Here is a 13,237-nt window from a genome sequence, read left to right as displayed (position 1 = left end):
GAAAAGCAAATAAAAGTAACTATTTCTTAACTAGACTAGTTTACGTAAATGCTATTAATGTTGGATAATAAGCGTTATTGCTTAAAAGTTCAGAGATTACTCAAGGAGTGGAAGAATGCTGATTTTAACTCGCCGGGTTGGCGAAACCCTAATGATAGGTGATGAAGTAACAGTGACAGTACTGGGTGTGAAGGGTAACCAGGTTCGAATTGGTGTTAATGCTCCGAAAGAAGTATCCGTGCATCGTGAAGAAATTTATATGCGTATTCAAGCAGAAAAAGGTGCTGCTCCAGCAACAGGTAATTTCTAAATTTCCCGTTGATGAAGGAGGCTGGCTTGTTGCTAGCCTTTTTTGTTTCTGCTAATTACTTTGAAATATGTTGGAGCATTGAAGATGGTAAAATGGCTGAATATTTGCAAGAAAAGCATGTTTTTCCATCTGGTTGGTTGATTAGTGGTCTATCACGCATTTTTTCACTAATTTAATTCAGAAAGTATTTGACATATTTTGGGTAAATCGTAATATGTGCCTCCGCAAGATGGTGAGGTGGCCGAGAGGCTGAAGGCGCTCCCCTGCTAAGGGAGTATACGGCTTAATACCGTATCGAGGGTTCGAATCCCTCCCTCACCGCCATTCTTGTGAAATAAAAATTGCGCGCTCGTAGCTCAGCTGGATAGAGTACCTGGCTACGAACCAGGCGGTCGAAGGTTCGAATCCTTCCGAGCGCGCCATATTATTTAATTAATGGCTGTTTTTTCCTTTTAGTCTTGCATCTAAAAAGATAAGTCGTTAAATATAAAGAATAAAAACGGTGAGGTGGCCGAGAGGCTGAAGGCGCTCCCCTGCTAAGGGAGTATACGGCTTAATACCGTATCGAGGGTTCGAATCCCTCCCTCACCGCCATTATTATTATATACCCTGCGCGCTCGTAGCTCAGCTGGATAGAGTACCTGGCTACGAACCAGGCGGTCGAAGGTTCGAATCCTTCCGAGCGCGCCATTATTTCAAAGAACTTAGATGGTAATAGCATTACATTATTACCCGTTAAGTTTTATACAATATGTTTTAGTTACACCCTGCGCGCTCGTAGCTCAGCTGGATAGAGTACCTGGCTACGAACCAGGCGGTCGAAGGTTCGAATCCTTCCGAGCGCGCCATTATTTCAAAGAACTTAGATGGTAAAAGCGTTACATTATTACCCGTTAAGTTTTATACAATATATTTTAGTTACACCCTGCGCGCTCGTAGCTCAGCTGGATAGAGTACCTGGCTACGAACCAGGCGGTCGAAGGTTCGAATCCTTCCGAGCGCGCCATTATTTCAAAAAGCTTAGATGGTAAGAGTATTAAATTATTGCCCGTTAAGTTTTATACAACATATCTTAGTTACACCCTGCGCGCTCGTAGCTCAGCTGGATAGAGTACCTGGCTACGAACCAGGCGGTCGAAGGTTCGAATCCTTCCGAGCGCGCCATCTTTTTCTTGAGTAATTCAATTCTTCTTAAATAGTCCAATTTCTGTTTATTGAAATTAACATTTTTGTATCATTGCAAACACTATGTGTTTACATATTATTTGTTTGTAAAAAAGAAATTTTAGTTTTATTACCTGCCTCTCAGTTTTTCTGTCTGTATTTGCTTTCGCTTGATATATTTTTGTCGTATGTTTGGTTTTATGAAGCAAGTTAATTCCAGTTATTTATATAGTTGTTCATAAGCATTTCTAGTATGAATAATCTAGCTCTGAGGACCTGATTAACTTAACTTATTATGAGTTCAAGTTTGACAATTGATCACTAATCGAGATAATCCTATCCGTGCGAGTTTGCGAATGGATCTCAAACTTGTTGATAATGTGTCTTTAAGACAGCGAAAGGAAGCATAATGACAGATATTGGAAGCTTATTGGAACAAGCAGCGACACTCATGATCACGGGCATGGCGGTTGTGTTTTTGTTTCTTACCATTCTTGTATACCTCGTTCGGTTCATGTCTTCGATGGTACCGGAAGAAACCCCAGAGCCGATCGTTGCTCCACTTCAGAATTCTAAAGTTCAACAACAATCATCATCTACTGTTAGTCCACAAGTTGTAGCAGCGATATCTGCCGCGGTACATAAATACCGAACTTCTAATACTAAGTAGTAGTTTTAATAAGATTAAAAGGAGTTATTGAGCATGCCTAAACCACTTGCTATTACTGATGTAGTGTTGCGTGATGCCCATCAATCGCTGTTTGCGACTCGTATGCGTATTGAAGATATGTTACCTATTGCGTCTGAACTGGATAAAATTGGTTACTGGTCATTAGAAACATGGGGTGGAGCGACGTTTGATTCCTGCATTCGTTTCTTAGGTGAAGACCCATGGGAACGCCTGCGTGAATTAAAAAAAGCAATGCCAAACACGCCAATGCAAATGTTATTGAGAGGCCAGAATTTGTTGGGGTATCGACATTATGGTGATGATGTTGTAGAAAAATTTGTAGAGCGTGCCCATGTCAATGGTATGGATGTTTTTCGTATCTTTGATGCGATGAATGATGTGCGTAATTTTCAGCAAGCAGTCAAATCGGTTGTTAAAGTGGGTGGGCATGCCCAAGGCACTTTATCTTATACTACCAGTCCTGTGCATAATTCTGATACTTGGGTCGACTTAGCCAAACGATTAGAAGATTTAGGTTGTCATTCTCTTTGTATTAAAGATATGTCTGGCCTGTTAAGACCTTATGAAGCAGAAGAGTTGATTACTCGAATTAAAGCTTCTTGTGATGTGCCACTTGCACTTCATTGCCATGCAACAACCGGTCTTTCGACTGCCACTGCAGTTAAAGCAGTCGAAGCGGGGTTAGATATTCTAGATACATCTATTTCGTCTATGAGCCAAACCTATGGGCACACTCCAACAGAAACAGTTGTGGCGATGCTTGAAGGAACAGAGCGTGATACTGGGTTGAAATTAGAGCCACTTGAATCCATTGCTACTTATTTCAGAGAAGTTCGTAAAAAATACGCAAAATGGGAAGGAGCAATGAAAGGCGTTGATTCGCGCATTCTTATTGCTCAAGTACCTGGTGGCATGTTAACCAATATGGAAGGTCAATTAAAAGAGCAAGGTGCGGCAGACCGAATAGATGAAGTTCTACAAGAGATCCCGCGTGTTCGTGAAGACCTTGGTTTTATTCCTTTGGTTACACCGACCTCTCAAATTGTTGGTACTCAGGCGGTTATTAATGTTCTTACTGGTGAGCGTTATAAAAGCATTACTAAAGAAACAGCAGGTGTACTAAAAGGTGAATATGGTACTGCGCCAGCAGAAGTTAACAAAGAACTACAAGCCCGCGTATTGGAAGGTTCTGAAGCGATCACCTGTCGCCCTGCTGATCTGATCGATGATGAATTAGATACTCTAACGACTGAACTGCTAGAAAAAGCTAAATCAGACGGAATTTCACTAGCAGAAGATACGGTAGATGATGTATTAACCTATGCGTTGTTCCCTCAAGTTGGTTTGAAATTCCTGAAAAATCGTCGTAATCCAGATGCATTCGAACCTGCCCCTGGTAAAGAACCAGAAATTTCTACGGCTCCTGTCGCTTCGTCGTCTACTAGTGGTGGCGTTGAAGCGTATAGCGTTAAAGTAGATGGCCAAGTTTATAATGTTGAAGTTGGCCCTGAAGGACAGTTGACGTCGGTTACTTCACCGTCATCTACACCGACAGAAAAAGTTACAGTCCCGGAAATAAACTCTACCGCCGCAGCTAATGCAGAGCCAGTAGTTGCACCACTGGCTGGTACTATTTTCAAAGTTATTACTACACCAGGAGCACAAGTTGCAGAAGGGGATGTGTTAATTATTTTGGAAGCGATGAAAATGGAAACAGAAATTCGTGCAGCAAAAGCAGGAACCGTTGCTGATATCAATGTAAAAGAAGGGGATGCTGTCGCGGTTGGCTCTCCTTTGCTAAGTTTGACGTAAGGGAGAATCATGGAAGGTTTAATGCGTCTTTGGAGTGAAACCGGAATAGCCAACTTTGAGTTTGGTCAGCTGTGTATGATTGCAGTTGGCTGTTTGTTGCTCTTTTTGGCTATTCGTAAAGGCTTTGAGCCTTTATTGCTGTTACCAATTGGTTTTGGTGCCATACTAGCCAATATTCCTAACGCCGGCTTTACTGAGCCAGGTGGGGTCTTATATTATATTTATCATGTAGGTATAGAGACAGGCGTGTTTCCTTTGCTCATATTTATGGGTGTAGGGGCCATGACGGATTTTGGTGCTTTAATTGCGAATCCAAAAACTTTATGGTTAGGTGCTGCCGCTCAGTTTGGTATTTTTGTGACCCTGTTTGGTGCCATTTTGTTAAATTTCATTCCTGGTATGGAGTTTAGTTTAGCCGATGCTTCTTCTATCGCTATTATTGGTGGTGCGGATGGTCCCACCGCAATATTTTTATCTAGCCGACTATCACCGGATTTATTAGGTGCAATCGCGGTTGCAGCATATAGCTATATGGCGTTAGTACCTATTATCCAACCTCCGATAATGAAAGCACTTACCACACCAGATGAACGTAAAATAACTATGGCTCAATTACGTCATGTTGGTAAAGTAGAAAAAATACTTTTCCCACTTGCCGTATTAATGATGACTATTCTGTTTTTACCATCAGCGACGCCATTAGTTGGTATGTTTTGTTTAGGTAATTTAATGCGCGAAGCCGGTGTTGTTGAGCGTTTATCTAAAACTGCCCAAAATGAACTGATCAATATTGTCACTATTTTCTTAGGTCTAGGGGTTGGGTCTAAATTACAAGCAGATAAATTCTTAAATTTGGAAACTTTGGGTATTCTTGCTCTAGGCGCTTTGGCATTTAGTATTGGCACTGCGGCAGGGGTTATGATGGCCAAATTAATGAATAAGCTATCAAAAGAAGATATTAACCCATTAATCGGTGCAGCAGGGGTGTCAGCTGTGCCTATGGCCGCTCGTGTGGTAAATAAAGTCGGGCTAGAAGCCAATCCCCAAAACTTTTTGTTGATGCATGCTATGGGACCTAATGTGGCTGGTGTACTTGGTTCTGCTGTTGCAGCCGGTATTTTGCTAGCATTGGTAGGTTAGTGAGCATTAAATATTCAATAGCTTAGATTGTGCTGTGAATATTTGGTTTAACTAAACAGAACAAAATGGTTTATAGTCAAAGGGATGCAAATGCATCCCTTTTTTTGTCAATTTAAAGGAATAGTTATGACAGACAACATCAAAATAGTAATACCTGAATTTGGAGAGCCTCAAGTACTCGATTTTGTGACTGACACAGTGCCAGTTCCAGCAAAAGGTGAAGTATTGGTTAAGGTCTATTTTTCTGGCTTAAATCCGATTGATGTAAAAACCAGAGCAGGATTAGGTTGGGCCGCAGAGCAAAATAAAGATAATTTACCTTGGACACCAGGGTATGACATATCAGGGAAAATAGTTTCTTTAGGGGAAGACTCTAAACGTTTTTCGGTTGGAAATACAGTCGCTGGGTTGGTTGGTTTTCCATTGACCGCTGGGGGATATAGTCAGTATTTATGTGTGGCTGAAGAGCAATTAAGTCTAGTGCCTGATGCGGTAACCTTAGAAGCCGCCGCCGCTCTCCCTGTTGCATCTCAAACAGCTGCACAAGCACTAAGCCAAGCTGAAGTGAAGGCTGGCGATAGAGTTCTTATTCTTGCTGGTGCTGGTGGGGTTGGTCACATAGCCGTGCAAATTGCGATTGCAGCGCAAGCTGAAGTTTATACAACGTGCAGTGAAGCAAACTTAGATTATTTGGCACAATTAGGTGCTAACGCGATTAACTACGAATTTGCTTCGGCATCTGAACGAATTTCCGATGTTGATGTATTGATCGATCTGGTTGGTGGCGATACGGCTTTAGATGCACTTAAATGCCTGAAAGATAAAGCACGAGTAGTGACAGTCCCTACGATAACTAAAGATTTAATTTGTGAAAAAGCACAAATGTTAGGGTTTAGTGCGAGTGGCATGTTGGTTACTCCGAGTTCAGAGCAACTTGATGCCATGTTATACATGGTGAGTGTTGGTTTGTTAAAAGTTGACGTACAGCCCGCCATATCATTCAAACAAGTTGTTGACGCTCATAAGCAGATAGAAACAGGCCATACAAGAGGAAAAATAGTGTTGGATATGCGGTGCTAGAGTCGTTATATCTCTATTTTAGTGAATCGGCTCTATGGGTTCTGGGTATATCAGGTTTTTTCAGTGCCACCTTGTTACCTGGCGCGTCAGAAGCAACTTTTATAGCAACATTGAATACTCATCAATATACCGCTGTATCGATTCTATTGATTGCGACGCTGGGAAATACATTAGGTGGTTTAACCAATTATTGGATAGGTTTTTGGTTGCCGCATCGAACCTCAAAAGAAAAATATGGTCATAAAGCTGTGGGATGGTTACATAAGTATGGATATGCTGCACTTTTATTGAGTTGGCTACCTGTTATTGGCGATCCTCTTTGTCTTGTTGCTGGCTGGCTAAGAATGAAATTTATGCCTTGTATTATGTTAATTGCTTTCGGTAAGGCAATAAGATACAGCTTTTTGCTAGCACTATATTTTGGTTTTTTTTAAGGAGTTATTGATGAGAAAAGTTTGGCTCAGTGTGGCCTTTTCGGTCGCTTTATATGGCTGTTCTCAATTATCGTCACCTGATAATGATCTTCAAATCCCTGAAGGGTTTACCTTTATTGAACAATCTTCCAATCAAACGAACAAAGTATCTATTCCTTATTCCAAGTTTAAATTAGACAATGGATTAACCTTGATATTGTCACCTGATGATTCTGATCCATTGGTGCATGTTGATGTTACCTATCATGTAGGTTCGGCAAGAGAAGAGGTTGGTAAATCTGGCTTTGCTCATTTTTTTGAACATATGATGTTTCAAGGCTCAGAGCATGTTGGTGACCAACAGCATTTTAAAATTATTACTGAAGCCGGTGGGAGTCTCAATGGCACCACCAACAAAGATAGAACCAATTATTTTGAAACTGTTCCGTCTAATCAATTAGAGAAAATGCTTTGGCTTGAATCAGACCGAATGGGGTTTTTAATTGATGCTGTGTCGCAAAAAAAATTCGAAATACAAAGAGATACAGTAAAAAATGAACGCGCACAAAATTACGATAATCGACCATATGGATTAATGTGGGAAAAAATGGGTGAAGCATTGTACCCAGAAGGCCATCCTTATTCATGGCAAACTATTGGTTATGTTGAAGATTTAGATCGAGTTGACGTGAATGATCTTAAAGCGTTTTTTTTACGCTGGTATGGCCCTAACAATGCAACGTTAACTATTGGTGGTGATATTGATGTACAGCAGACTTTAGAGTGGGTAAATAAGTACTTTGCTTCAATACCTAGAGGTCCTGAAGTCAACAACGCTCCGAAGCAGCCAGCCACTCTAACAGAAGATAAATACATTACCTTAGAAGATAGAATTCGCCAACCTATGGTCATGATCGGCTGGCCAACCACCTATAAGGGTGAAGAGCAACAAGTCACTTTAGATACATTAGCCTCCGTTTTGGGCAGTGGTAAAAATAGTCTGCTTTACCAAAAACTGGTTAAAACAGAAAAAGCGATTGATGCAGGAGCATTTCATCAATGTGCCGAATTATCTTGTAGCTTTTATGTCTATGCTATGGGGGATTCTGGTGACAGTGGTAATTTAACCAATTTATACGATGAACTGATGGCTATATTGGATGAATTTAAAGTCACTGGTGTAGAACAAGATAAACTGGAAGAAATTATTGGTAGTGCCGAATCAAATGCTGTGTTTGCACTGCAAAGTGTACAAGGAAAGGTAGCACAACTTGCAGCTAATGAAACATTTTATGGTCAACCGGATCGTATTGAGGTGGAACTAGAGCAATTAAGAGGCGTAACGCCTGAATCAATAATGTCGGTATATCAAAAATTTGTTGATGGAAAATCTAAAGTAACCTTGAGTGTTATCCCTAAAGGTAAATTAGATTTAGCGGTGAGAGAAGCCAATTTTGTTACTCCGAAGCGAACGTTACCCGAGTACAAAAAAATACAAGACAGTGAGTTAAATTATACTAAGGCGGTTGACGATTTCGACCGTTCCGTGATGCCTCAAGTTGGAGGGGCGGTTAAAGGGAAAATGCCAGATTTGTACAATGTGTACTTGGATAATGGTATTGAAGTCTTGGGGACTGAAAGCACAGAAACTCCAACGGTTGAATTGCAAATAATCTTGCCTGCTGGGCACCGGTATGTACCTAAAGGAAAAGAAGGGCTGGCTAATCTGACCTCTGAAATGATGCAAGAAGGAACCACGCAGCGAAGCATCGAAGAAATTCGATCTGAACTCGATAAGCTAGGAAGTGATATTAGTATTGGTTCGGGTAATTACACCACAACAATCAGTGTCTCGTCTTTAGATAAAAATTTATCCGAGACGTTGGCGATTGTAGAGGAGATGTTATTTGAGCCTGCTTTTAATCCTGCTGATTTTGAACGATTGAAAAAGCAAGCGATCGAAGGATTGATATATGAACATCAAAAGCCTTCATGGCTTGCTTCGCAAGCAACTCGACAAGTTCTGTTTGGTAACAGCATTTTTGGACGATCAAATGACGGCACTCTACAATCGATAAAAGAGTTACAGTTAGACGACGTTAAAGCGTTTTATCACTCAAATTACACTCCTATGGGAACGTCAGTGGTGGTTGTAGGTGATGTGGACGAAGCGACGTTAGTGAAAAAACTGAGTTTCTTGAGCGATTGGCAAGGGTACGATGCACCCATTCTACAACCACAAGTTATAGAGCCCAATACGACTCAACATATCTATTTAATTGATAAACCTAATGCACCACAAAGTGTTGTTCGATTAGTAAAACAAGGTTTGCCTTACGATACGGTTGGTGAACAATACTTAACGCAATTAGCGAATTTTAATTTAGCAGGCAATTTTAATAGCCGTATTAACCAAAATTTGCGAGAAGATAAAGGTTACACGTATGGTGCAAGTGGCTACCATGCGAGTAATAAAGAAGTGGGTATTATGTTGTTCAGCGCTCAAGTTAGAGCCGACTCCACATTACCTTCCATTGAAGAAATGTTAGCTGAGCTCAAACAGTACAGCCAGCAAGGTATGACAAGTGACGAACTCGATTTTATGCGTTTAGCGATTGGTCAACAAGATGCTTTAAAATACGAAACACCCAGTCAAAAAGCGAGATTATTATCTAATATTGTCAATTATTCATTGGATGAAGATTACATAGAACAGAGAAATACTCTTTTAGATAATGTCACTAAGGCCGATTTAAACGCAGTATCTAGCAAATGGTTTAAGCCAGAGGATTTTCAGATTATTGTGGTTGGAGACGCTAAGAGCTTAAGGCCTCAATTAGAAAAATTAACTATTCCAATCGTACAACTTGAAATAGCTAAATAAAGTACCTATATCTCATAGAGTAGAGAGATCAAAGAGTGGTGAATACTTACCATTCTTTGATCGACTGGTTTTATACTGTGAGTTTATTTGCCATAGATTCGTTTCATTAATCCATATCTTACATCGATAGACGTTCTATTGAAAAACAGAAGCTTGTTAAGCTGGCAATTAATATAAAAAGGCGTAATCTACGCCAAAACATAATTAAAAGTGACCTTTGTTTTGACAAATTTTTCATCAAGACTGCAAAAAGTAGCAAAGAATCCAGAAAATTTCACCAAAATAGGTAGAGGAGTAGAGCGAGAGGCTTTACGTTATACCTTAAATGGAAATTTAGCGCTAACGCCTCACCCTGAAGGATTAGGAGCGGCACTAACCAATAAATGGATAACAACAGATTTCTCAGAGTCTTTGTTGGAATTTATTACTCCTGTTTCGTCAGATGTGGAAGAACTTATTGGTCAACTTTCAGATATTCACCATTTCTCATTAAATGCAATGGGTCAAGAGAAACTGTGGCCTCTCTCTATGCCATGTTATGTAGAAAACGAAGATGATATTGCATTTGCTCAATACGGCCGTTCAAATATTGGCCAGATGAAGACTTTGTATCGTAAAGGTTTAAAGAACCGTTATGGAAGTTTGATGCAGATTATCTCTGGGGTGCATTTTAACTTTTCGTTTCCAGATTCCATTTGGGATTCGCTTCATGGCGAACAAAATGAACAAGATAGATGTCAAACTCGCTCAGATGAATATTTTAATGTAATACGTAATTACTATCATTTCGGCTGGCTAATTCCCTATTTCTTTGGTGCCTCTCCGGCGATTTGTTCTTCGTTTTTACAAGGTAGAGAAACCACTCTTCCATTTGAAAATATCGGTCAAACTTTATACCTTCCTTATGGAACTTCATTGCGATTGAGTGATCTGGGTTATACCAATAGTGCTCAAAGTGAATTAAAGATTAGCTACAATAATTTAGATGAGTATTTAGTCGGTTTAGATAAAGCTATTCACACGCCTTCTGAAGATTTCGCTAAAATCGGTATTAAAGTAGAAGGCGAATATCAGCAATTAAACAGTAATGTTTTGCAGATTGAGAATGAATTGTACGCTCCGATACGAGCAAAACGTGTTGCTCAAGAAGGAGAGAAACCGTCAGAAGCTTTAAAGCGTGCTGGTGTAGAATATATTGAAGTTCGTTCTTTAGATGTTAATCCATTTAGTCCTGTAGGTGTGACTAAACAACAGATCCGTTTCCTCGATCTTTTCTTGACTTGGTGTTTAATTAAAGACACAGGACCAATGAACAACAAACAACTCGGTTGCTGGAAAGAGAATTGGAATCGAGTGATTCAAGAAGGTCGTAAACCCGGTTTAATGCTAGCAGAAGGTTGTAATGGTGACGAAAAATCACTGCAAGAGCTAACTAAGCAGATTTTTGTTGATTTAAAATTGATTGCTGTTGAAATGGATAAAGCCGTTGGTGGCGATGAATACCAACAAACTTGTCAAGAGTTGCTGACCTGGATTGATGATCCTGAACTTACTATTTCAGGACGGTTATTAGAAAAAACCAAACAGTTAGGTGGTATAGGTCAATTAGGTTGTAAGTATGGCTCTCAGTATAGGGAATATCATTTAACCAGCAACTATACTGTTTACAGCCAAGAAGAAATGATTAATGAATCAGAAGCTTCTGTGCAAGCTCAAAAAGCAATAGAGCAAGCGGATAAGGTCAACTTTGATGACTTTCTAACTGACTATTTTTCATATTTAAAATAATGATAAGATTCGATACAAAACATCGAATCATTGGAGATTAAGCAATGCCTTTATTAGATAGCTTTACTGTAGACCATACTAAAATGAATGCGCCAGCTGTGCGCGTGGCCAAAACAATGCAAACCCCGAAAGGCGATACCATAACGGTATTTGATTTACGTTTTTGTGCTCCGAATAAAGACATCCTTTCTGAAAAAGGCATTCATACATTAGAACATTTATATGCTGGGTTTATGCGTTCACATTTGAATGCGAAGGATGTTGAAATTATAGATATATCTCCAATGGGCTGTCGTACCGGTTTTTATATGAGCTTAATAGGTACACCAACAGAAGAGCGTGTCGCTAAAGCTTGGCTAGACTCAATGAATGATGTGCTTGAAGTAGAGAGTCAGAATAAAATACCAGAATTGAATGAATATCAATGTGGCACTTATGATATGCATTCGTTGAAGGAAGCAAAAGACATTGCGACCGATATTATTAAAGCTGGTGTGTTAGTGAATAAAAATGATGAACTGGCTTTACCTGATAGCATTCTACAAGAACTAAATAAATAAGCTCAATTTAGGTATAGAGTTATTTATAGGTCTAGATAAATAAAAAACGGCATCGATTAAGATGCCATTTTTTTTACTTATATTATTTTTTTTCTGGGAAAACTTTCACTAAATTAATTTTGTTCTCTGTAAACTCAACAATTTCCATTAAATGTTTTTCAATTTCAATGCTTACTTTACTTTCAGGAATATCTTCTAAGTGTTCCAAGATAAGTCCATTTAATGTCCTTGGGCCATCAGTTGGTAACGTCCATTTCAAACCTTTGTTGATATCGCGAATATTAGCACTGCCTTCAATAAGATAACTGCCATCACCTTGTGGAGTGATTTCTTCAGATAAACTAGGAGCAATAGAGGTGGTAAACTCGCCAACAATTTCTTCCAGGATATCTTCTAATGTAATAAGACCGATAATGTCACCGTATTCATCAACGATTAAACCAATACGTTCTTTATTTCTCTGGAATTTTAGTAGTTGAACATTTAACGGCGTCGCTTCTGGGATGAAATAGACTTCATCTGCTGCTCGTAAGAGTGTTTCTTTGGTGAACTCATTTTTTTCCAACATTAAACGATAAGCTTCACGTAGACGTAACATGCCCACGACCTCATCTATCTGATCCCGATATAAGACAACGCGACCATGAGGGGAGTGAGTTAACTGACGAACAATTGATTTCCAATCGTCATTAATATCAATACCGGTAATTTCATTTCTTGGAACCATGATGTCATTTACGGTGACATGCTCTAAATCTAAGATGGAAACAAGCATATCTTGATGTCGACGTGGTATCAGTCCACCAGCTTCATTTACTACCGTTCTAAGTTCATCGGAGCTAAGATGATCTTGAGCAGCATGATCGGCTTTGATTCCCATGAGTAACAGTACACCGTTGGTGATTAGGTTAACTAATATGACCAAAGGAGAAAGTAATTTCATTAGTACATTAAGAAAGATACTACTGGCGTAGGCAACTCTTTCTGGATATAAAGCAGCTAACGTCTTAGGCGTGACTTCCGCAAAGACTAGTACGATTAGCGTCAATAATCCTGTTGCAATTGCTACCCCAACATTACCAAATAAGCGTATGCCTAAAATAGTCGCAATAGCAGAAGCAAGAATGTTAACTAAGTTGTTACCGATTAAAATGAGGCCAATTAAACGATCAGGTCGAGCTAATAATTTTTCGACTCGCTTGGCTCCCTTATGACCTTGACTTGCAAGGTGCTTTAATCTGTAACGGTTTAGAGACATCATTCCTGTCTCGGAACCCGAAAAATAACCAGAAATGATAATTAGACATGCGAGAATGGCAAACAATATACCCGTTGATATGTCATCCAAAGTTAGGACTTCCTTTTTTTATTATTCGCACAATTAATGACCTAAAT

11 protein-coding genes and 7 tRNA genes are annotated in these 13,237 nt (G+C 39.6%); 17 read left to right on the top strand and 1 reads right to left on the bottom strand.

The annotated features are described in order from the left end of the window. The first annotated feature begins 115 nt into the window (after positions 1–115). From csrA to luxS, 17 genes are all read left to right on the top strand, one after another. Positions 116–310, top strand: a complete 195-nt coding sequence (gene csrA, locus R3X26_RS08720) for a carbon storage regulator CsrA (protein WP_317716919.1) — start codon at positions 116–118, stop codon at positions 308–310. Between the two features lie 26 nt (positions 311–336). Continuing rightward, positions 337–486: a hypothetical protein gene (locus R3X26_RS08715; RefSeq protein ID WP_317716918.1), complete on the top strand. Its 150-nt coding sequence runs from the start codon at positions 337–339 to the stop codon at positions 484–486. Positions 487–541: 55 nt separating this feature from the next. Further along, positions 542–634: transfer RNA gene (locus tag R3X26_RS08710), tRNA-Ser, on the top strand. 21 nt (positions 635–655) lie between these two features. Further along, positions 656–732: transfer RNA gene (locus R3X26_RS08705), tRNA-Arg, on the top strand. Positions 733–811: 79 nt separating this feature from the next. Next, positions 812–904, top strand: a tRNA-Ser gene (locus R3X26_RS08700). A gap of 19 nt (positions 905–923) precedes the next feature. After that, positions 924–1,000, top strand: a tRNA-Arg gene (locus R3X26_RS08695). Between the two features lie 81 nt (positions 1,001–1,081). After that, positions 1,082–1,158 (top strand) — tRNA-Arg (locus R3X26_RS08690). 81 nt (positions 1,159–1,239) lie between these two features. Next, a tRNA-Arg gene (locus R3X26_RS08685) sits at positions 1,240–1,316 on the top strand. Between the two features lie 81 nt (positions 1,317–1,397). After that, positions 1,398–1,474 (top strand) — tRNA-Arg (locus R3X26_RS08680). A 409-nt stretch (positions 1,475–1,883) separates the two neighbouring features. After that, positions 1,884–2,144, top strand: coding sequence for an oxaloacetate decarboxylase subunit gamma (locus tag R3X26_RS08675; RefSeq protein ID WP_317716917.1), 261 nt, complete (start codon positions 1,884–1,886; stop codon positions 2,142–2,144). A gap of 33 nt (positions 2,145–2,177) precedes the next feature. Continuing rightward, the gene (oadA, locus tag R3X26_RS08670) at positions 2,178–3,977 is read left to right on the top strand and encodes a sodium-extruding oxaloacetate decarboxylase subunit alpha (RefSeq protein ID WP_317716916.1); all 1,800 of its coding nucleotides are present in this window, start codon (positions 2,178–2,180) and stop codon (positions 3,975–3,977) included. Between the two features lie 9 nt (positions 3,978–3,986). Beyond that, entirely contained in the window at positions 3,987–5,117 is a 1,131-nt protein-coding gene (locus R3X26_RS08665) for a sodium ion-translocating decarboxylase subunit beta (protein ID WP_317716915.1), read from the top strand. Between the two features lie 126 nt (positions 5,118–5,243). After that, a complete protein-coding gene (locus R3X26_RS08660) occupies positions 5,244–6,197 on the top strand; it encodes an NADP-dependent oxidoreductase (protein ID WP_317716914.1) in 954 nt (317 codons plus the stop codon). Then, positions 6,191–6,631 carry a YqaA family protein gene (locus R3X26_RS08655; protein WP_317716913.1) on the top strand — a complete coding sequence of 147 codons (441 nt, stop codon included), beginning with the start codon at positions 6,191–6,193 and terminating at the stop codon, positions 6,629–6,631. The genes R3X26_RS08660 and R3X26_RS08655 overlap by 7 nt, the downstream gene beginning before the upstream one ends. Before the next feature lie 10 nt (positions 6,632–6,641). Then, positions 6,642–9,494: a pitrilysin family protein gene (locus R3X26_RS08650; RefSeq protein WP_317716912.1), complete on the top strand. Its 2,853-nt coding sequence runs from the start codon at positions 6,642–6,644 to the stop codon at positions 9,492–9,494. A 222-nt stretch (positions 9,495–9,716) separates the two neighbouring features. Continuing rightward, positions 9,717–11,282 carry a glutamate--cysteine ligase gene (gene gshA / locus R3X26_RS08645; RefSeq protein ID WP_317716911.1) on the top strand — a complete coding sequence of 522 codons (1,566 nt, stop codon included), beginning with the start codon at positions 9,717–9,719 and terminating at the stop codon, positions 11,280–11,282. Positions 11,283–11,326: 44 nt separating this feature from the next. Continuing rightward, positions 11,327–11,842 carry an S-ribosylhomocysteine lyase gene (luxS, locus tag R3X26_RS08640; protein ID WP_317716910.1) on the top strand — a complete coding sequence of 172 codons (516 nt, stop codon included), beginning with the start codon at positions 11,327–11,329 and terminating at the stop codon, positions 11,840–11,842. A gap of 82 nt (positions 11,843–11,924) precedes the next feature. Here the strand turns inward: luxS and R3X26_RS08635 are convergent, their stop codons facing one another. After that, positions 11,925–13,190, bottom strand: coding sequence for an HlyC/CorC family transporter (locus R3X26_RS08635; protein ID WP_317716909.1), 1,266 nt, complete (start codon positions 13,188–13,190; stop codon positions 11,925–11,927). Between the last annotated feature and the right edge of the window lie 47 nt (positions 13,191–13,237).

Origin of the sequence: Vibrio sp. TH_r3 (genome assembly GCF_033101115.1) — a bacterium.
Taxonomy (GTDB): domain Bacteria; phylum Pseudomonadota; class Gammaproteobacteria; order Enterobacterales; family Vibrionaceae; genus Vibrio.
Note: the sequence above shows the minus strand (reverse complement) of the source record. Positions and strands in the feature narration are given on the sequence as shown.